Origin of the sequence: Paenibacillus sp. FSL M8-0228, from assembly GCF_038007385.1 — a bacterium.
Lineage (GTDB): Bacteria > Bacillota > Bacilli > Paenibacillales > Paenibacillaceae > Paenibacillus > Paenibacillus polymyxa_D.
This window is the reverse complement of sequence record NZ_JBBOXA010000001.1, coordinates 4,128,690-4,149,681: the sequence shown is the minus strand read 5'-3', so window position 1 is coordinate 4,149,681 and position 20,992 is coordinate 4,128,690. Positions and strand designations below refer to the sequence as shown.

The 20,992-nt window shown below is 45.0% G+C and carries 20 protein-coding genes; 11 read left to right on the top strand and 9 right to left on the bottom strand.

Annotated features, from left to right (window positions below; all coding sequences use genetic code 11):
- Window positions 1-60: 60 nt before the first annotated feature.
- Window positions 61-642: an NAD(P)H-dependent oxidoreductase gene (locus MKY98_RS18565; RefSeq protein ID WP_029515630.1), complete on the top strand. Its 582-nt coding sequence runs from the start codon at window positions 61-63 to the stop codon at window positions 640-642.
- A gap of 145 nt (window positions 643-787) precedes the next feature.
- Here MKY98_RS18565 and MKY98_RS18560 read toward each other — a convergent pair whose 3' ends face one another.
- Together MKY98_RS18560 and MKY98_RS18555 are read right to left on the bottom strand one after the other, a co-directional pair.
- A complete protein-coding gene (locus tag MKY98_RS18560) occupies window positions 788-1,117 on the bottom strand; it encodes a hypothetical protein (protein WP_029515629.1) in 330 nt (109 codons plus the stop codon).
- 215 nt (window positions 1,118-1,332) lie between these two features.
- A complete protein-coding gene (locus MKY98_RS18555) occupies window positions 1,333-2,526 on the bottom strand; it encodes a glycoside hydrolase family 5 protein (RefSeq protein WP_069012519.1) in 1,194 nt (397 codons plus the stop codon).
- Window positions 2,527-2,900: 374 nt separating this feature from the next.
- Here MKY98_RS18555 and MKY98_RS18550 point away from each other — a divergent pair, with 374 nt between their 5' ends.
- From MKY98_RS18550 to MKY98_RS18505, 10 genes are all read left to right on the top strand, one after another.
- Window positions 2,901-3,923, top strand: a complete 1,023-nt coding sequence (locus MKY98_RS18550; protein WP_039272991.1) for a substrate-binding domain-containing protein — start codon at window positions 2,901-2,903, stop codon at window positions 3,921-3,923.
- Window positions 3,924-4,245: 322 nt separating this feature from the next.
- Window positions 4,246-5,496, top strand: coding sequence for a PTS ascorbate transporter subunit IIC (locus tag MKY98_RS18545; protein WP_029515625.1), 1,251 nt, complete (start codon window positions 4,246-4,248; stop codon window positions 5,494-5,496).
- A 74-nt stretch (window positions 5,497-5,570) separates the two neighbouring features.
- Window positions 5,571-5,912, top strand: coding sequence for a cupin domain-containing protein (locus MKY98_RS18540; protein ID WP_069012521.1), 342 nt, complete (start codon window positions 5,571-5,573; stop codon window positions 5,910-5,912).
- A gap of 119 nt (window positions 5,913-6,031) precedes the next feature.
- Entirely contained in the window at window positions 6,032-6,475 is a 444-nt protein-coding gene (locus MKY98_RS18535; protein ID WP_029515623.1) for a HEAT repeat domain-containing protein, read from the top strand.
- 168 nt (window positions 6,476-6,643) lie between these two features.
- Window positions 6,644-7,636: a Gfo/Idh/MocA family protein gene (locus MKY98_RS18530; protein WP_069012522.1), complete on the top strand. Its 993-nt coding sequence runs from the start codon at window positions 6,644-6,646 to the stop codon at window positions 7,634-7,636.
- Window positions 7,637-7,932: 296 nt separating this feature from the next.
- Window positions 7,933-9,693: a cache domain-containing sensor histidine kinase gene (locus tag MKY98_RS18525; protein ID WP_029515621.1), complete on the top strand. Its 1,761-nt coding sequence runs from the start codon at window positions 7,933-7,935 to the stop codon at window positions 9,691-9,693.
- 2 nt (window positions 9,694-9,695) lie between these two features.
- Window positions 9,696-10,496, top strand: a complete 801-nt coding sequence (locus MKY98_RS18520; RefSeq protein WP_029515620.1) for a response regulator transcription factor — start codon at window positions 9,696-9,698, stop codon at window positions 10,494-10,496.
- Between the two features lie 135 nt (window positions 10,497-10,631).
- Window positions 10,632-11,975 (top strand): extracellular solute-binding protein, encoded by a 1,344-nt coding sequence (locus tag MKY98_RS18515; RefSeq protein ID WP_029515619.1) that lies wholly within the window; start codon window positions 10,632-10,634, stop codon window positions 11,973-11,975.
- A 26-nt stretch (window positions 11,976-12,001) separates the two neighbouring features.
- Window positions 12,002-12,883, top strand: coding sequence for a carbohydrate ABC transporter permease (locus tag MKY98_RS18510; protein WP_029515618.1), 882 nt, complete (start codon window positions 12,002-12,004; stop codon window positions 12,881-12,883).
- 55 nt (window positions 12,884-12,938) lie between these two features.
- Window positions 12,939-13,820: a carbohydrate ABC transporter permease gene (locus tag MKY98_RS18505; protein WP_069012544.1), complete on the top strand. Its 882-nt coding sequence runs from the start codon at window positions 12,939-12,941 to the stop codon at window positions 13,818-13,820.
- Between the two features lie 160 nt (window positions 13,821-13,980).
- Here MKY98_RS18505 and MKY98_RS18500 read toward each other — a convergent pair whose 3' ends face one another.
- From MKY98_RS18500 to MKY98_RS18470, 7 genes are all read right to left on the bottom strand, one after another.
- The gene (locus MKY98_RS18500; RefSeq protein WP_029515616.1) at window positions 13,981-14,238 is read right to left on the bottom strand and encodes a helix-turn-helix domain-containing protein; all 258 of its coding nucleotides are present in this window, start codon (window positions 14,236-14,238) and stop codon (window positions 13,981-13,983) included.
- Between the two features lie 575 nt (window positions 14,239-14,813).
- On the bottom strand, window positions 14,814-15,281 hold the full coding sequence (locus MKY98_RS18495; RefSeq protein ID WP_069012523.1) for a hypothetical protein: 468 nt from the start codon (window positions 15,279-15,281) through the stop codon (window positions 14,814-14,816).
- A gap of 7 nt (window positions 15,282-15,288) precedes the next feature.
- Complete coding sequence (locus MKY98_RS18490; protein WP_141695521.1) at window positions 15,289-18,192, bottom strand: CdiA C-terminal domain-containing protein; 2,904 nt, start codon at window positions 18,190-18,192, stop codon at window positions 15,289-15,291.
- 24 nt (window positions 18,193-18,216) lie between these two features.
- Window positions 18,217-18,672 carry a DUF4280 domain-containing protein gene (locus MKY98_RS18485; protein WP_069012524.1) on the bottom strand — a complete coding sequence of 152 codons (456 nt, stop codon included), beginning with the start codon at window positions 18,670-18,672 and terminating at the stop codon, window positions 18,217-18,219.
- Window positions 18,673-18,703: 31 nt separating this feature from the next.
- Window positions 18,704-19,336, bottom strand: coding sequence for a hypothetical protein (locus tag MKY98_RS18480; protein WP_069012525.1), 633 nt, complete (start codon window positions 19,334-19,336; stop codon window positions 18,704-18,706).
- Window positions 19,337-19,348: 12 nt separating this feature from the next.
- Window positions 19,349-19,861, bottom strand: coding sequence for an imm11 family protein (locus MKY98_RS18475; protein ID WP_069012526.1), 513 nt, complete (start codon window positions 19,859-19,861; stop codon window positions 19,349-19,351).
- 12 nt (window positions 19,862-19,873) lie between these two features.
- The gene (locus tag MKY98_RS18470; RefSeq protein ID WP_069012527.1) at window positions 19,874-20,977 is read right to left on the bottom strand and encodes a pentapeptide repeat-containing protein; all 1,104 of its coding nucleotides are present in this window, start codon (window positions 20,975-20,977) and stop codon (window positions 19,874-19,876) included.
- Window positions 20,978-20,992: the final 15 nt, after the last annotated feature.

Here is a 20,992-nt window from a genome sequence, read left to right as displayed (position 1 = left end):
TAAATATAAAGTTAGTGTTTTCTAACTAAAATCATAATGTGAAGATAGGAAGTGGCTTATATGTCTAAAAAAATATTGGTGATTCAAGGGAATCCAGTCGCTGGCAGTTATGGAGAAGCGTTGGCTCAATCCTATGTAAAAGGAGCGAAGGCTGCAGGAGCAGAGGTTCGTTTGTTGCAGTTATCCGCGTTGGATTTTAACCCAAATCTATTAGGTGGATATCGTAATAAATTGCCGCTGGAACCTGATTTGATCCAAGCACAGGAGTCGATTAAATGGGCAGAACATCTTGTTTTTGTCTTTCCAATCTGGTGGGGCAGCTTGCCTGCATTAATGAAAGGCTTCATTGACCGTACCATTATGCCGGGGTTTGCGTTTAAGTATCAAAAAGGAAAATCCTTGCCTGACAAGCTTCTAAAAGGAAGAACAGCTCGCCTCATTACAACGATGGACGGTCCGCACTGGTACTACCGATTTTTCCAGGGACAGCCTGGGCATCGGATGATGAAGGATTCCACGCTGCATCTATGTGGTGTCAAACCAGTGCGTTCTACGACCATTGATCTTATGAATAAGTTATCGGATCAGCAGCGCAACGATTGGCTGAGCAAGGTGGAGCAGCTAGGTCGAAGCATGAGCTAGGTGTTCCCCTGACCCAAACCCATTGGCCTACAGGTAAACCATAGCGGTATCTGAGCATAATCGACCTGCGAGAAGGAAAAAGACCGCAATGGGAGCAACTAGCTCGCATTGCGGTGTTCGGAATAGCTTATGTTTGCAATCAACGTTAAATAAATATCGATGCAACGATTAAAATAAATCCGATCGCTAGACCTGCAGGGCCCCAATAATGCATAGGGATAAAAAACAGACTGTGCTGGGTTCCCATTCGATAGCGTTGTCCCGTTTCCATATCAACTAGCACTTTGTCCGAGTCGGAGTTGAGTGCTTTCCCCAAATACCAGATAATAACTCCCGACACAATGAACACAAAAGCCATTGGCAGCCGGGAATCTATGGAGTCAAGCCCTAGAGCGGATACTAAACTACCGACAATAACAAATAAAATCCCTGGAATAATAATATTTAAAATACCAAAACCCTTCCAAATAATCACATGAATACTTCCTTTCTAAATTAAAATCCAACATATGTATTTATCGGTTGAAAGAGAGATTTAGTTTACAAAATGACCCATTCAATGGGGAATTTACAATGTGTAAAACTGGAAGAACAAAAAAAGCCGTTTCTCCACATCTTCATAGCCCAGCATAATCTGGCCTGAAGGAGGAAAATCGGCTTTTTTAATTAAGTGAAGTTGAAGGCCTGTGCCTATTCGGCTGCTGCTTCCGCTTGCTGGGCTACGGAAACAACAGGCTTCATAATTCGACCCAGCATATCTTGCTTCGGACGATTCCAGGTAGTCCAGTCATCCAGCAGCAGACCGCCTGTGTCGCCGCTATTCGGATTCAGGGACCAGTACGTAAAGTACAGGTTGTTGGCACCAATATAGTCAACAAGCGCATTTTGCCATTTCCCCTCAGGGGAGGACAAATCAACATTACGGCCGCCGAATTCACCAACCAGCACCGGAGCTATGTTTTGTTTGCTGATGTAGCCCCAGGTTTGATCCCAGATCGCTGGCAGGTTGGACGGGAAGGCCGGGTCGTTGAACCATGGCTGCGAAGACACACCGGGGCCGTAATCGTGTGGAGAATATACGACACGGTTCGGTACGTCCAGAACGACAGGATAGTTGGCTACACCTGTCAGGTTGCCACCCCACCAGTATTGGCTATTGTTGCCTTGTACATTGTGGTCTACACCTTCTACGAGAATCAGCCAATTCGGATTCACGGACAGAATCGCATTCCCTGCACGTTGTGCCGCCAGACGCCAGTCTGTGGAGGCATTGCCTGTACCCCAGCTTGCTTGACCGTGTGGCTCGTTGTGCAAATCCGCACCAATGACGGTGGGGTTATTTTTATAACGATCAGCCAACATTTTCCAGTCACTAATCCAGCGAGACTCAGGGTACTGGGATGTGTACCACAGCTCGGATTGCCCACCTGAGCCTGGACGGTGACGGTCAAGGATAATCTGAATACCGCGTTGTCCAGCTTTTTCGATCAGCTTGTCCATAATTTGAATCGGGTTTAATCCGACCAGATCAGGGTTTTTGTGATAATCAATACTGTCTGGACGGGAACTGGAATCGAACAACTGATTGCTGTAAGGCAGACGAATCAGATTGTAGCCTTCTTTCTTCACCTGATCCAGCATGTCGTCCATTGAGCGGCTCCACAGTCCATGCAAGGTGTAATTAGGAGTTTCCAGACCGAACCAGTTCAGGCCGTTAAATGCCGCTTCTTTCCCGGATTCGTCTACAATCTTGTTTCCTTGGGTGTGATAATATCCTTTCACACTGGCTGCATCTGCAGAAACGGGTGTATAGCCATACAGTGTGAAGCCCATTACGAGGGAGGCAATGACGAAAAATGTTTTTTTTAATCCTTTTTTCTTCATAATTCTGCTTCCTCCTTTATTTAAAAGAATTTGTAACCGATTACATTTTCATTTTATGTTCAAATCTTCCATCAAACAAGTTCATAAAATTCGTATATTTCTAAGATTTCGTTCGAAATCAATAGATTTATAACAACGGATTATCAAGCTAAGTAGGAAAGTTCCCCTTGTAAAAGATTCGTGAGGGAGTTTCCACCCCATATTTTTGGCCGCGCTTGTATATGAGTAGAGGCACGCTCTAACTCTTTATTTATTATATTTTCCTGCTGTAAAAGAAGGTATATAATAAAGTGAAATTCACTTTACATACAGGTTGCAGAATATATATTTGAAAATTAGCACGCATGACATGCAAAAAAGAAAGGAGGGTAATTATGGTAACAACGATGAAGGAAGTGGCAGAACGTGCCGGGGTGTCGAAGAGTACAGTTTCGCAGTTTCTGCAAAAGAGATACAACTATATGAGTGAAAACACCAAGAAGAAGATCGAGCAAGCGATTGAGGATCTCAGTTATATACCCAATGAGGTGGCACGTAGTCTCAAGCAGAAGAAGACCTTCATTGTGGGGGTTATTTCTTCAACCATTTTATCGAGATTTACAACAGAAGTCGTGCGTGCCATTGAAGATGAATGCCAACTGGAAAATGTCCAGGTCATTGTCTGCAATACCGATGATGATTCGCTCAAAGAGAAAAAGTATGTCCAGTCGATGATTGCTCGGCAAGTGGATGGACTTATCATTTTCCCGACGGAAGAGAACAAGAAATTATATGTTTCCCTTGTCAAAAATGGCTATCCCTTCGTGTTTGTGGACCGAAAAATCGATGAACTCAGCGTAGATACGGTGCTACTGAATAATGAAAAGGCCAGCGAGCTTGCGGTTGAAGCACTCATTGAGCATGGTCATAACAACATTGGGATTATCACGTTCCCCTTAGGCAAAAAAGCGATCACCACACGAAGTGAGCGACTGTCAGGTTACCGAAATACGCTGGGTAAACATGACATACCCGTGAATGAAAACTATATCAAAAGCGGCAGGTTGGATGAAATGCCTAATCTGATTGGACAACTATTTCACATGGAGAATCCGCCCACTGCAATTATTGCTACGAATGACATGATTTTGGAGCAGGTGCTGATTTATGCAAAAAATAATCATCTGACCATACCTAATGACTTTTCCTTGATTGGCATAGATGATGTATCCTTTGCGTCTTTTTATAATCCGCCGATCACAACCGTTTCCCAGCCGAGTTTTGAAATGGGGAAAAGAAGTGCCAGGCTACTGCTGGAGAAAATTGATCAAAAAGAACAGGATCATGAGGAGCTGTCAGAAATCATCCGTATGAATCCGGTCATCAACCACAGAGAATCGGTCCTAAAGCTGAACTGAATGTTTGAATAAGTCCTTTTCATCTTTTTGAAAACGTTTTTATGAATTCTATTGTAAAAAGAAAATAAAGAGCTATAATGATCTTATGATTCGAGTCATGAATACCCTTTCATTTATGGTTGTCCTGAATTTAGTGATGATGGTGATTGAAGAGAGGGGAGGAATAGAGCTCAAACGAATAATGCATGGAGTAATTTGTGATTTAATTCACAAAAAAATGATTCTTCTTCTTTTTACATTCCCGGAAGGGAAATTTTTTTCGAGTATTACTAAATCGATTTAGTAAGAATGGAAAATAAATAAAAGAAAGTCGGAGATCACTATGGAAATGTTTATGAGCATTATCAGGGAGCCATCCATCATTATCGCGATTGTGACATTACTCGGCCTTATATTTCAGAGGAAGAAAGTATCAGAAATCATTACGGGAACTACCCTTTCTTTCATGGGTTTCACCATGATCAAGGTCGGCGGCGGCATTTTAGGAGGCGTTCTCACTAACTTCAGCCAAATTTTTTCTTATGCGTTCAACCTTAAAGGTGTCGTACCCAGCAATGAAGCCATTATGGCACTGACCATTGATCAGATCGGGGCGGATGCTGCGCTCATTCTGCTCTTTTCCATGATCCTTAACATCGTGCTTGCACGTCTGACCAAGTTCAAGTACATTTATTTGTCTCTTCACTTGATTTTGTTTATGAGCTTTGCCGCTACAGCCGTTATGAAAGGTCTAGGTCTCAGTTCGCTGACTACGATCATCGTCGGTTCTTTGGTCATTGGGAGCTATATGGCGGTGTTTCCTTACCTACTCCGAAATGCCAGCAAAAACATTATTAAATCGGATGATTATACGATTGCTCATGCTTCCATGACCTCTTACATTCTGGGCACCTATTTAGGGAAAGTGTTCGGCAACCGTGAAAATGACACCGAAAATGTAAAAATTAATGACCGCATCAGTTTTTTGCGCGACCCCAATGTTGCAACGACCTTGACGATGCTTGTGCTTTTGCTGGTATCTGGACTGGTTGCTGGTTCTGACTATGTCAGCAAATTATCGGATGGCAAAGAATACATCGTCTTCATCCTCGAACAGTCAGCTATTTTCGCAGCCGGCTTGTATATCGCAAAAGCGGGTGTTAAGCTGTTCACAACTGAAATTGTACCCGCTTTCAAAGGCTTCTCCCAAGTGTTCGCACCTGGAGCAATCCCTGGTGTGGATGTTCTGGTACTGTTCGACAAATCACCCAATTCCGCGTTGGTAGGCTTCTTGGTCAGCTTCTTCACAGGCGTTGCCTGCGTCTTTCTTTTCCCGTTTGTCGGATTGCCTGTCATTGTGCCAGGGATCATGGCCTGCTTCCTCGCTGGTGGTGCAGCCGCGATATTCGGCAATTCCAGCGGTGGTTTTAGAGGAGCTGTTATTTCCAGTTGTCTTAATGGATTCTTGCTCTGTCTGCTACCAGCTCTCACCTTGCCGCTCTTTTCTTTTTTGGGTGCCGAAGGGGTAACGTTCGCCGATCCCGACTTTACTACCCTTTCCGGAGTACTTTGGCTTATTTTTCGCTGGTTTTAAACTAAACCGATTTATGAATTTTTTCAAAATAACTCATCTAAATCATTTGTGCTTAAAAAGAGGAGGAATGATCCATGTTTTTTAACGACCAAGATATTCAAATTGACATCGTTGACAGTAATACCACCCGGAAAGTGCTGGCCCACAGCGACCAGCTTATGTATGTCAAAGTGATGTTTGCTAAAGCCCAAACAGGGGAGATCCTGTTGCATAAGCATGTCCATGAACAAGTCACTTATGTAATAAAGGGAAGTTTTAAGTTTATGATCGATAATGGCGAAACCAAGGAAGTCCAGACCGTCAAAGATGGAGACAGCATCCATTTTCCATCCGATACTCTTCATGGCTGTATCCCACTGGAGGATGGCGGTATTCTGCTAGATGCATTTACACCCGCACGTGCAGATTTCCTGTAACGTCCGATCATTTCATTTTTATCTTTTTTTAGAAGAAGACCTGCAAGTATGTTATATTTAACAAACGGCAATCGTGATGAACAGTAATATAGTGATTTTTAGAAAAGGATGAGACAATTTTGGAAAACAACGAAACTCAGCAGGAATTTGCAGAAGTATATGAGCAGCTTAAAGTAGCTGCAAACCGAACCTCCGATTGGAAAACACGCCTAGCTGCGGTAAATGATCTGGGTGCATGGAAGAACCAGCAGACGATTGACTTGCTGACACATCGTTTGAATCATGATACGGTATATGCCGTTCAGGAAGCCGCTTACCGCAGACTTCAGGAATGGGGCGAGAATGTACAGCCGCCTGTGCGCAAAGAGGGTGAGCTTGTTAAGGGCCTGACGAAAATTCTGGTGCGGATTAAAAAAAGCTTGCCAGCCGACCATACCTACAACGATTTTCGCGAGAAGCTGCACAAGATGAGAGTCGATATTTATGACATCTATGAAGGCGACAAGGGCGCTGAATTTGACCAGTGGCTGGAGCAAAAATGGGCTTCATTATCCACAAGGTAATTTCTGAACCCTGTAATTGTATGTATTTTAAGGATGGTTGCAGGTGATACAGACAGAGCCTTAACAAGGATAAGGGATTATCTTTGTTAAGGTTTTTTTGTATATATACTTCGGCAATAGGGTACGATGGGATCGGATTATTTTAGTGTGTACATGGGAGGGACTAACATGAGCAAGGCGAAGCTGTGTTTTATCGGGGCTGGCTTTCACGCTTCAACGAATATATATCCTGCTGTTATTGGGGCAGGTGCTGAAATTCAGGCGATTGCGACTAGAGATTTAAGCAGATCGAAGACAGCACTTCAGCGGTTTGGAAGTAGTGGCACACCTTATGACAATTACAAGGCTATGCTGGAGCAGGAAGACTGTGATGGAGTTGTCGTGATAGCACAAGCGGCAGATCATCCTTCGCTCGTACTAGACTGCATTAAGGCTGGAAAACATGTCTTTGTAGACAAGCCACTGGGTTGGAATGCCGAGGAAGCGGCCCAAATTGCAGATGCGGCAGAAGCAGCAGGCGTTGTGCTGATGGTCGGTTTCATGAAGCGCTACGCACCTGTATACATAAAGTTAAAAGAATGGATTGAGGGTGGCTCGCTTGGAGCCGCACGCTCATTTCAGGCAAAATTTCTCGTGGACAGTACCCAGTTTTGTAAAACTGGCGAAGACTTCATGAAGCTGGCGGCGGTTCATATGGTCGACCTGGTACGTTATTTGTTCGGGGAAGTGGTACAGGTTACCGGATTTGCGAACGATAACGGTGAGTGTATTTCCCATACGATTGCCTTGAAATTTGAAAATGGTGTAGTGGGCAGCCTATACTTCGCAGGTATGACAGCATGGACACGCGAGAGTGAAGGTATTACGGTAACCTTTGACCACGGTTTTGCGAACGCGGATGAGGTGAATACACTGATCATTCACAAGTCGGAGAGTCATACAGAGCTTCCTTGGAAATCCCTTGCGGAAAATGATACGGTTCTGACACCATCAGCTTCCGCGATGTCGGGCGGATACCGTGATTTGTACTTGCGCGGTTTTGTCGGTGAAATCGCACATTTCATAAACTGCTGCCAAGAAGGACGTACGCCTGATTCAAGTGGACGGGACAACGTGAAAACGATGGAGCTGTGCGACCGCATTTTGGCTGCCCTCCAATAGGATACCTATTTTATATACAAGCTTCGGAGCCTGGACGGTACCTTAGTTTGGGTGATTTTAAAGAAGCTTCGGTTTAACTGGTCAGTAGATGGCTCCTGCATGTGTCGGGAGTCATTTTTTTAATAAGTATCGTTATTACGTGTTATTGTCGAACATAATGATTCCAGAGATTGCTGTCCATTTTGATATAATCTCTGCTGAAAATATGCCAACAAAGGAGAATGATGCGCTAGAATAGAAAATAGAAAGCGTTCTCATTATCTACTTTTCTGCGATGGCTCAGGGGGAGATGGCATATGCGTTTAAGGTACCAACCATTAAACACATTACGTAATCAGATTTTTATCGGATTTATACTGGTGATGCTTATTATGATGAGTGTAGCGGGGGCGTTCATTTATCTCAATGTGTCTCACCTGTTAAAAGACAGTGCCGAGCGACATATTGGTCAAACTGCGGTACAAGCAAGCGGTAGGCTGGATGCATTAATCGGCCAGATGGACAGTTTGACGGAGCAGGTCGCTAATCACCCGTCTGTTCAGCATATTTTGCTGGAGGAGCGCAACGGGGGCAAGGTGAATTTTGGACAGCGTCAATCCCTACTGCAAGTGATGCATAGCTATCAGGCATATATGCCGAGTGTCGGCTCACTGGAACTGTATACTGCTGAAGGGAAGATGTTGTTTCCGATTAGAGAGGGCAGTCTGGAGGAACGTATCGGACAGGCAGACATCCGGGAAGCGAATCAGATGAAAGGAAGACTGGTCTGGATCGGCATTGATCCCGAGGACCCCAGGTCACTGCTAGCAATTCGGCAGGTCAGCTTGGTGGATCGCTGGTTCTCACGCGGAGGGTACCTCATTACCCGTATGGAGCGAAGTTATTTTGGACTGAATGGTGCGTCAGCAGTCAATGAAGAAGCGGATGAAACCATGCTGCTTGTAGATCGTCAAGGCCAGCTGCTGTCGGGTGAACCAATGAACCAGACGGATTTGTCAGGTGTACTGCACAGCAAGACACAGACGGTTCATATTGGGGAGCGGGAATATGTGAAGGCGGTTCAGCAGTCGGAGCGGACGGGCTGGTCGCTGCTGATCCTGATTCCGGTTAGCGTCGTCACAGACGGAATTACGGTTTTACGGACTACACTTATCATTTCCGCGTCTCTTGGTGCCGTGCTTTTCCTGTTTATGTCCTTTATGTTGTCTACGTTGATTACAAGACCGATAGGTCACTTGATTCAGGCGATGCGTCGTTCACGGGAAGGGGCGTTGGCTCTGAATCCAGAACCGGCAGCAGCGGTCGAGCTGCGAGAATTGAACGCAGAGTACAATACGATGATTGTCGATATCAATGAATTGATCCATGTCATTTACGAAAAGGAGGTTTTACAAAGCCAGACCGAGCTTAAAGCTCTGCAGGCGCAGATCAATCCGCATTTCCTTTTTAATACGCTGGATGCTTTCAACTGGTCGCTACAGGAGAAGGGAGAGGAGGAGCTTGCCGGGCTGATGGTGTCTATGTCGCGGCTGTTTCGTTATGTTATCGAACCGGCTCACCATGACTCTTGGGTGACCCTCGGGGAAGAAATGGCGCAAATCCGTCGTTATCTGGAACTGATGGAGATGCGTCTGGGTGAACGTCTGAGCTGGCAAATTCATATGCCTTCAGAGGCAGCCAGAATTCCGCTTCCTAAACTGCTGATCCAGCCTATTCTAGAGAATGCTATTTTGCATGGTGTGGAAAATCGCATCGGCAACGGCCGTGTTGAAATCAGTGTCACTCCTTCGACCAGACCGGGGTGGACCAGGATCGCGGTCATAGATAACGGACCTGGAATGACGATGGAAGAACTTGCAGCTGTGCGTACAGCGTTGATGGGGGGAGCAGCCTGCGAGAGCAAGGGAACCGGTATGGGACTGGTTAATGTGCAGCGCAGGCTCGCTCTCTATTATGACAGCGCATCTTATCCAACGGACGGTGTGCTGATACATAGTGCTGAGCAGGAAGGAACGGTGGTCGCTTTTGAAATTCCTGATGAATATGGAGGGCGGTAGCAATGAGTGTTTCATCCAAAACCATTGTCATTGTAGACGATGAACAGCGAACACGTCAGGGGATACACCAGACACTGGAGCAATGGGCAGCCGGGAAATACCGGATTGTGACATTCGGTAATGGTTTGGAAGCACTAAATATACTGCGTGCAGAGACGGTTCATCTGTTGATTACGGATGTCCGGTTGCCGGAATTCAGTGGGCTGGATTTAATCCGCTCTCTGGAACGGGATTCACGACGACCAGCGACCATTGTCATCTCAGGGTATGCGGAGTTTGATTATGTCCAGCAGGCTCTTCGTCTGGGAGCCGTCAATTATTTGCTCAAACCGATTGATAAACAAGAGCTGCTGAATGCGGTCAATGAAGCGCTTCGGCTTGAAGAGGAGCGGCAGCGATACGAGAAGCTGGACAAGCTGGCTGACCCTGTTCTGCTAGAGCTTGATCTCCAGGCGGCTACCCTTAGTGATCCGGTACGACGTGCCTTCACCTATATGGCGGAGCATCTTCACGAATCCATTACGATGGCGCAGACTGCCGCGCATTCACACCTGAATGCGAGCTATTTTAGTGTTTTATTCAAGGAGCAAAGTGGTTTGTCCTTCAGCGAATATCTGCATCGGCTGCGGATGCAACGGGCCAAGGAGCTACTGCTGCATACCCAATTGACGATTGCCCAAATCGGCGAACGATCAGGCTACCGAACAGATAAATATTTTATTAAAGTATTCAAAGCGACCGAGGGGATAAGTCCCAGCCGCTACAGGCAGCAGATGCGTACAGGGCCGGAGAATATCGACTGACAGTAGGCAGATCAAACCCAATAAAAGTGGAATTATACCCAATGAGCGTACCCTGTTGAAAGCAGGAATAGAGTGCTAAACTTACAAATGATAACGGTTACAAAAAATATAAATACAACAAACGGAGGTCTAACGATGTCCAACGAGTATGGTTTACGTAAGCGCTCACATCAAAAATGGTTTGCTGGGTTGACCCTGCTGCTGTCATTCATGCTGGTGCTATCCGGTTGCGGTGCTGGTAAGGATGGTCAAGGCGGTTCCAGTGGAGACGGGGGAAAGGTTACACTCAAAATGATGCACCTCTGGCCAGAGGGAAGCTCGGCACAGCAGAGCAAGCTTGTGACTCAGATTATAGATCAATACCAAAAGGATCATCCGAATGTCGTCATTCAGCAGGAAGTGCTGGAAAATGAACAATATAAAAACAAACTCAAAGTGCTGTCAGCTTCCAATGAATTGCCGGATATCGGCATCACCTGGGCAGCAGGCTTTATGGAGCCTTACGTTAAAGGTGGATTATTTACGCCGATGGATGACCTGCTGCAAGGTTCCAAGCTGAAGGACAAATTCGTACCGGGAACGACCGAAGCTTATGCGCTGAATGGCAAAACGTATGCGCTTCCGATTGAATTGAATATTACACCTATTTATTACAACAAAGCCATATTCCAAAAATACAACTTGAAGGTACCTACGACTTTTGACGAATTTAAGCAGGTTGTGAAAACACTTACGGATCATGGAGTAGCACCGATTGCATTAGGCAATAAGGACCGCTGGACCGGCTCGCTCTGGTATATGTATTTGGCGGACCGTATAGCAGGTAACGAAACGCTGAAAAAAGCGATTGACGGCTCAGGATCGTTCGATGACCCTGGTTTAATTCAGGCGGCCTCCGAAGTTCAGACGCTTGTGGATATGAATGCATTTAACAAAGGATTTAACGGCTTGTCCAATGATGAGGGAAAATCCGAATTTATGAACAACAAGGCAGCTATGTATTTGATGGCTACTTGGGAATTGCCGAATTTTACGACCAATCCCGCAATCCCGCAAGCATTTAAAGATCAAATTGGCTTCTTTAAATTCCCGATGGTTGCAGGCGGCAAGGGCAACGAGAACAGTTGGGTAGGAGGTCCGGGAGTAGGTTTGTTTGTTTCTGAGAATTCCAAGGTGAAAGAAGAGGCCAAAGCGTTCGTTGAATACTTTGTAGTTAAATGGGGAGAACAATCGGTCACACAGGCGGGCGTTATTCCGGCGACGAAAGTGGACACCTCCAAAGAAAAATTGCCCAAGCTGTATGTCGATTTGCTGAACGGACTGAATCAAGCCAGCAGTATTACGTTGTTCGCCGATGTACAGATGAAGCCGAATGCAGCACAGGTACATTTGAATATGATTCAGGCGTTGTTTGGTAAAGCGGTGACACCGCAACAATTTGCCGACCAGCATAAGGCTGCCATCGAGAAAGGAAATTGAAATTGACCACCTAAGGAGGTCCAACCGTGGAAAAGGTCATGTCCAATAAGCTTGTCATTGCTCTCTATGTATTGCCTTCTCTGCTGCTGTTATTAGCCGTAATATATGTACCCATCGTACTGACCGGCTATTACGGCCTGAATCAGTGGAATGGAATCGGTTCTATGACTTTTGTGGGGCTGGACAATTATCAACATTTGCTCACAGACAGTGCATTCTGGCAAAGTGCCTGGCATTCGCTGCTGCTGGCCTTGTTTTCAGGCATCAGTCTGATCGGTTATCTGGTCATTGCGATGATTTTGTCAGGAAAAATCAAGGGAGCGAATCTGCTGCGGAAAATTTATCTGATTCCCATGCTGTTGTCATCTGTAGCGATCGCACAGCTGTGGCTCAAAATGTATCATCCAACAAACGGAGTGTTCAATTCCATACTGGCGTCGGTCGGAGTTCACAACCCGCCTGAATGGTTAGCTAATCCGTCCTTGGTGCTGTTTGCTTTGTTCATCCCGATTATTTGGCAATATGCAGGCTTTTATATCCTGATCTATTATGCCGGGCTGAAAAACATTCCCGAAACGCTGATGGAGGCTGCCCGGATTGACGGGGCCAGTGCCTGGCAGATTGCGACTCGTATCAAATTGCCCCTGTTGCGCGAGGTGATTAACGTTACGATCATATTGTCCATTGTCGGCTCGCTCAAATATTTTGACCTCATCTACGTCATGACGGATGGTGGGCCGAATGGAGCCAGTGAAGTGATGGCTTCGTACATGTACCACCAGGCATTCCGCAGCTTTGATTTTGGATACGGTAGCGCTACAGCCTTTGCCCTGTTGCTCATCTGTCTGATCGCTACGTGGCTGATCCGCAAGGTTACGGCTACTAGTGACACCATCCAGTATTCATAATACGGTCATGCAAATAGATGAGGGTAACAAAGGACAGGAAGAGGGAGGAACGGATATGAAAACCCAGGCAGCCGCCAACTATCCGCTTGGAGTCGGTACCCGCGGCAAAATGTTAACTCGGGTCGGTTATGCCGCTTTGTATATCATTTTAATCATCTTGGCGGTGACGCAGCTTTTACCGCTGGTGTGGCTGATGCTTTTCTCACTTAAAAATAATCAGGAAGTGTTTAACCTTCCGCCGTTTGCACTCCCGTCCCAGCCACATTGGGAGAACTATATGAATGTGTGGACCAGCGGCAATATCGGGCGGTATTTCTTCAATAGTGTGTGGATTACGGTCATATCCGTGGCGTTAACGGTGCTGCTCGCCAGCTTTGTAACGTTTGCCATTACGCGTATGCGGTGGAAAGGAAGCCAGCTGGTTCTCGGGCTCTTTATGGTCGGACTGATGATTCCAGTCCATTCCACCTTGATTCCGTTGTTCAGTATGTTTCTCAAACTGCATTTAACAGACACTTCACTCTCTATCATCCTGTCGTATGTTGCTTTTAATCTGCCGACAACGATGATGATCTTGCTGGGATTCTATTACGCCCTGCCCCGTGAAGTGGAAGAAGCGGCTGTTATGGACGGTTGCTCCGTCAACCGAATGTTCTTCCGGATTGTGCTGCCCATGACCACCCCCGTCATGGCAACGACGTCTATTATTAACATGATCTATAACTGGAATGAGTTTATTTTCGTGAATACGTTTATTAGTTCGGACGAAAACAAAACACTGACCGTCGGCGTTCAAAACTTTATTGGACAATATACGACCGACTGGGGAGCTATTGGGGCTACGTTGATGATCAGCATTTTGCCCATTTTGCTCGTGTTCCTCATCATGAGTGACCGGATTGTGGAAGGGATCGCAGCCGGGTCGGTTAAGGGGTAAAACAAATTCCCCAGGCTAGAATAGCACCCCCTAGTGTAGACATTGGATCAAACCTCTTGGTTTGTCCGATGAATGCTAGGGGGTGCATTTTTTGTGCGGGTCTGGGTTGAGTTGAAGGAATATATAAATGAAGTAGAAAAAACATAGATTTAAGCTTTTTTTAACTACTCCCGACATTTCGAGCAATCATCTCATAGGTGGGGTAACACTGAGCCTTGTCGCTCATATAAGCGATAAGGTCGACCAGTATCAGCTTCTCATACTGGCTCAAGCCATAACAACGATGGATTTTAAGCGGCACTTTGGTAAATACCTTATGAAGTGACGTGAACTCACTATCTTGACTTACCTTGTCCATGTACTCGTTAGCGACTTGGCGGTTTTGAATCAAAACGAAACCACTCGCTCTTGTTGTCATTTCAATCCCTGCCTTATGCGTTTTTGATTACTCCGCCGCACGGCGGCTATGAAGTCAGGAAGGCGAGCCTAGAACGTATCCTTACCTGCTCTATGTCAACTGCTCGTCAGCAGAGTTCTTTCTTCGCTGTAAGAATCGCTGAAATGTTCCGTTAAGTTGCCGACGTATGAAAAATCTTTCGTTTTTGCCGCCCCTACTCTAATAGTGGCGGTGCCTATCCTAAAAGATGCGATTTATTGCTATTTTATCCTCCCTACCGGGGCGGCGTATTCTACAGTTGCGAGTAAATTTGAAAAAACGCAAGAAAAAACGAAGATAACAAAACAGGTTAATTATGGTGGTATCTGACCATAATTAACCTGTTAGATGTAACGGAATAGCGTTATTCAGGTTATAAAATTAAAGCATTTGATGTGCGTACAACCGAAATGGAGGAATCTTTATACGGGTATTACATGGCTTATATGTGTTATTGGTTGAATGATGGATTCATTCGTCATTTGGTAGTCCCACCACCTTTAAAATGTTCATGATTCGAGTGGATTCATATCCAACAAGCATTCTATAGCCTGCTTTCAGTTTGATAACTGTTCGAAAATATATGGGTATCGCAGTGAAGTAATTATCTTGTTTGATAGATACTTTTTCTGGTATTGATCTAGCTTTGTATTTATGAATACAGTAGCATTTTCTTTTCTGAATATTTGATCTGTACCATTTTCCACAAACACCATGTCAGGATTAAAAACCATTAAAATATTACCGAAAATTTTAAATAATACTTCTAGTCCTTTCTCGAATAATTTCCCGAATAATTGAATCCCAATTTCTGCATTGATGTCCATCCCATATTCTTCTCTTAAAAAATCAATACTAATAATATCTTCTGTTTCAATATCAAGTGTGAAGTATTTACAGCTAAGACGAGAAAAATCTTCGTAGTTAGTTACTTTATCTTCAACTGTATCGCATACTATTTCATAAATTATTCTTTTAAGTGTTTCTTTATCCAAATTTGAGACTAAGAATAACGTACAGTCCATCTCACTTTTAACCTCCAAACACTCTTGTAATCTTTCCATCCTTCACTAGAATTAATTCTTCTAGTCTTTTTAAATCTCCATTCGGATTTGCTTTTCTTAAAATTGTTTCGATAATTTCGGTAACTTTTTCATTTGGAAAGTTGTCTATGTTCAAAACAATTCTTCCAGACTGTTTCTTCGTCTTTCCTGCTATTTCTTTAATTATACTTTGTATCTTTCCATCTGGTTTTGGTGCATAACAATCAAATACATTTCCTTCGATTAGAAAATCTGGATTCGACCCTTCTGCAATGCCATGACCATTTCCACCATCAATTTCATCTAACATCTCAATGTCATAGCCATTATCAGCCAATACATCGGCTGTTTCATTTTGCTTCTTTATTCCATGGGAATCTCCTTCTCCATAATTCCCTTTAGGTTTGCCACCCTTTGGTAAAGAAGGTTCGGTAAGTTTAAACTTTGGAACTTCTCCCGTCCCCTTAGTGCTCTTACCTGTATACTCTCCTGATTCTAACGCATCAATCTGTTTTTGTCTCTCAGGCGAAATCTTTGCACCGGAACCTTTAGAATGTGGAACGTCAGGACCAGGATCATGAAGCCGATAATGATCTCCAGCCGTTGCGAAGATGGGTGACCTTTTAGTTATACGGATATTCATCTTTCTAGCTACACTTTGCAAGTAACTTCCTAAGGATTCAAAATTGGTTGGAAAACGGATGGCATTCGTTTTGAATTTTCCATCTCCAACTTTGGCAAGAGCAGAGTCGGCCTTTGCTGAATCTCCGAATAACCCCGGAGTCCCTCCTTTACCGGCTTTCTTTTCTTCAGCTTCCTTGAGTCCCTTAGATAAGGAGGCTTCTTCTTTACCCAACTTACCCAGCTTTCTAACTAACTTTGCGCCGCCTTTGACAAACCCATAAATATCTGCTACACGTTCCACGGCCTTGATACTGTCATATCCTGCGTCGTAACTTTCCTGTTTGGTATCGGTCAATGGATTAGGGAAGAAATTATTCAATTTTCGCTCAATCGGATCGGGTATGCTTTTTATGCCGTCCCACACGGTTTCAAGGTCGTGAACCACATCTTTCTTTGTTTTTTTTCCTTGGAATGAATCGGCAATATAGTCCCAGCCAAACTTTGCACCGCCCTTAATACCCTCGAGCGTCTCATTGCGTTCCAAAAAACCTTTACCAGTGTAATTTCCCGGCATAACGAAAGGAGTCATTACCATGGTTCCCATATCCGCTATGTCGACAACTGAGTCCCATACACCGCCTAAAAACTCTATACCCGCATCCCATTCTCCCTTGAGGGTCGCACCTACGTTTTCCTTAACGCGTGCTCCGAGCACACTTTGGATTCCCTTTTCAGCGACTTGCTTCTCAAAGTCAGACAAGATCGGTTCTGGGTAGTATTGATGGAGGGAAGCTTTAAGTTGGATTTCTGAGCTCACGCTATTAACTTCCTGCTCCAGATCCAACGTATCGGTTGTTGTATTCAAGTGTAAGCCGTTGGTTCCTTGCAACTGAATGCTACCTGCCGAAAGACTGAGACTGCCTGCGGCTTGGATTTGTATACGTTGGGTGCTGTTCAGGCTGACACCGTTATGGGTATTCATGGAAATGTACAGTGACCCTTCCTGCGCACTCATCGACAGTTCAGAGTTCCCTAAGGAGATTTCTTTTCCCTGTGGATTTGCAAAGGATTTGACCCCGGGATCGGCTGTTTTGCGCTGGTGGCGTTCTGCAGACGATTCGACCACGGCACCTTGAGCTGCGTGAGATGAAGGGACAGCAACGCTGGATGGTTTTGTTCGAACCGATTGTATGACCATCGCATCGTCTTCGTCTGCACTAGGAAAATACAACTTCACCTGCGCACCTTTTTCCGGCATTAGATACCACACCTGATTCCCTTCAGCAGAATAGGGGAACCATTGGGCATCCTTGGGATTCTGCTGATCGTCTATATCTAAATGCAACCGCACCTGATTCCGGCTGACATCTAGTATTTTTCCTTCAATAGCCGCGCCAATGATGGTACGATTATAGATTTTAGGGACCTTCAAGCCTTGTGACAATGCGCATTCATACGACCAGGTCATTAAACCGCGAACCAACTGTCCTTCACGTTTGGTGATGACGTAGGTTTCGTGATTGCGCTCGACTTCATCTCCCAATTGCAGCATTCGATTCCACTCAAAGGTATACCGGGTGTAATCTCCGATGCTGGCAGATCTCCAGCCATTCGCCTCTTGATCCAGATAGGGAGCAATCTTGCGTTGAAGCGTAAAAGGAACCTCTTTCAAATGAATATGCTGTCTGGCCTGCGGTATACCGATCCAAATTTGAGCATGGTGTGAAACGATATTAGGGACGAGAAGGGCTCCCACATGCGAAGCCAGCCGTTTTAAAAAAGTCCAATCTGTCTCCTGATATTGCATGATGAATTGGCCTGTTTCTTTTTTCTCAAACGCTTCATCAATCTTATCCGAGCCTTTGTAATCGGCCAGCACCGCATCTACAATCTCCGCATACTTTTGATTGATGTGTTGAAAGGAGCGGTTTTTGAGCTGCGTATCTAGTTTAAAACTATGAGAAATGACGTCGAGAGTTACCACGATCTCCTGATGTCTGTGCTCCACATCTACGCAGTACAGTTGTCCCATAAATAAGGGATGCTTCTGGTCTTTGGCATCGGAATACCATAGCTCAACTTCGTCGTCACTGCTTGCTTTGGTAATGATTGTGTCTGCCTGATCGGCTTCTAGACTACCCGTGATCACCAGTCTAGCATGTTCTCCCAGCTCGTGACTCATATGGACGTTATGAAGACGCAGCTTGCCATAGGGCCAAGTGACATGTAAGTGCTGATAGGTAAAGCGTTCTTTCGCTACGATGTTCATCCTTAATCTCCTTGCTTGATAAAATCAACCATCCTGTCCGTCATCTGTAATGGAGATGATACCTCCACCACCTGATCCCGTGCTGTCTGCACCAAAAAAGGAGGATATCGCCTCTTGTACACCTTGGCAGCTACACATTAAGGTCGAATTGTTGAGTAGGGCGGGTGCCCCCTCAACCAATACGTCTTCCTTCCCGCCTGTCCACTTGGACCCAAACGCAATCTCAGGTTCACAAGGAAGGCCTTGCTTCAATTTACACAGTCCAAAAGCATTAATTTTGCTAATATTGGCTCCACAAATAGCATCGTCCACGTTCAGAACGGGCTTATCTTTAATGAAGACACCGTGGCTGTACATCATATTGAGCACACCAGGATCTGTACCTTGACTGCACTGTAACTTGGCTCCTCTCACCACATAAGAATGTTCTCCGCTGAGTGCACCTTGAGCCAGAGCTTTAATAAGTAAAGGTAAAAACATATAAGTACCTCCTTGAATAAAAGGTATAGAATCAAGAAAGCCCCGACCACCATGTTGCGGTGTGCAGCATGGCATAGGTTAAGGGAACCCAGAGGGGAGCATCCTCCAGTTTAAATTGACAACTCCCGATCACAGCCTTGCCATGCCAGGAACGCACAAAGACAATCTGATAATAGGGAGAGGGGGAAACTAGAAAAACAGCTTCATAGCAGCCAATGGTGGTATCTTGAATAGAAAGAGCCTTTTCATCTACGAGCTTCATACTTGGTTGTGCACGACTCGTTTGCTCAATCATTTGTTGTTGATAGATTTCTATTTGCGAGGGGTCCAGTTCTTGCCTGCTTTGGTGCAGACCGAACAGGATTCCGCCCAGCTTGTCCTGAACAACGAAGCTTTTCGACGGATCTACCGTCTGTCCAGCCCGAACTTCTGGAATAAGAGAGTCAGGCAGGGAAATGGTGAGTTGATTTTCAAAGACAGGAAGGGTTTGAAACCGGATTTCCTGTTGATCCGATAGGGTTAGCGAGCCTTTTGAAATTCCCTCCATCGCTTCTTCAATAGTTACCATCATCCAGCTTTCATCGTTTTCCGCTGTACTTAATTGCTCTTTCAATATTTGTTGATGATGCAGTTTCAAAAAAAATTCATCCCAATGCTCCGTCAAGGTTGAACCTCCTTATAAGAGTTCTAGCTTTTGTAGCCGAAAACCACTCAAACTCCGCCGCAGTAAGCTTTCAGCAGCCTCCAAGCTAACAATGAAATAAGGTTCCCTTACGTTAGACAGTCGAAAAAAATGGTGTCCATTCACCTTATGGCTATCCAGCACAAGTCGTTTTAAGGTTTGGTCGTGCGCATAAAATTCAGTCTGTTCTGAAATGCCATCCACAGAGGAAACGGATGAAATCCAATATAATTCTTGACGGCTAGGTTCACGGTTCACGATATACACCTGTTTAAAACGAGCTTGTGTATTGTATAGTTCTAGAATCCGTTTCATAGAATCGGAAAATAGCGGTTGTGAGGGTGAAAACGGTAGCCAGTCCGTGTACTCGGCATCTTCTGTCGCATGAACATCTAAAACCTGAGCCGGAGGCATGCCAACAAATGGCGTTTTAAAAAGGTCTAAATTCATCGGTTTAATGTTTCGGGAAATACGATGATCATCGACCAGCACATAATAATGGCGCATACACATTCCTCCTTATTCCGTCCACACAATAGATTGACGCTGTGCTTCGCTTAATTTCCAATACTGTTGGTACTTTCGTGGGACAAGAGTTCCTTGCATCGAAGCCCCCTCAAAATATGCATGTTCAAACGAATGTACATCTGTAAAATCAGCCCCATCCAGGTTGGCGTGTTCGAAATGAAGCCCACATAGCCCCGGCACCCGAACTCCATGTTCCCGATACGGCTGTCCGCTGGCACTATTGAAGTTAGCACCTCTCAAATCGCTATATCTAAAATCCGTATCGGTCAGTAGACATCCCCCAAAGCTGGCTCCTTCCAGATTGGCTCGTTGCCAGATGCTTCCGATCAATATGCAGCTGTGAAACTGGCTTCCCCGTAAGTCACTGTGGCTAAAATCGTTATAGCGCAAATCCTTTTGCATCAGGTGAAGGTGGGGAAGAGAAAGCCGCTTTAGGTTTTCGTAAACATAGGGTTCTTCTTCACTGGAATGTATCAATTGCTCTTTCGCATGATCTGCAAGAAGTGCTTCCTGATCTTCGGCATATAGATTCTCGCTGATATCCTTGTACTCGCCCGTTCGGATAGCTAAACGATCAGCTTTATAAATGGCGAGATACTCAGGCATTTGAACCACTTCTGCCATCCCTAAGCGCAGGAGGGAGTTCACAAACTGGTGAAAAAAAGGAGCGGATTCCAACATCAGTCGTTCAACGTCCACTGAAGTGATCGTCCCCATATATATTTTTCGTTCCTGCTCCAAGGTTTCCAACATGGTATTCATTGCTGCGTAAGCCCATGATGCGTCATAGGTTAACTTGCAATCGGAATCATCTTCGTACCATTCAGCAGAGTAAGCCTCGACCATATACAGGTAGGATTGCTCCAGCATCTGAGTGCGCAAGAACGAGTAGTGAATATATCCAATGGGTTGTTTTTGATCTTGTTGCTGCATGCTCAGAATGTGTATACACAAATCCCTGAACGATTCTTTGAAGTCGAAGATCAGTTGAGCTTGGCAACGCTGAAACTTGGCTTCCAGCATGTCCAACTGAATGTCCAGCAAAGGTGTAAAATGGTGCTCTTTAAAATGGTGTAACGCCGCTTGTTTATCCATCTGCTAGTTCTCACC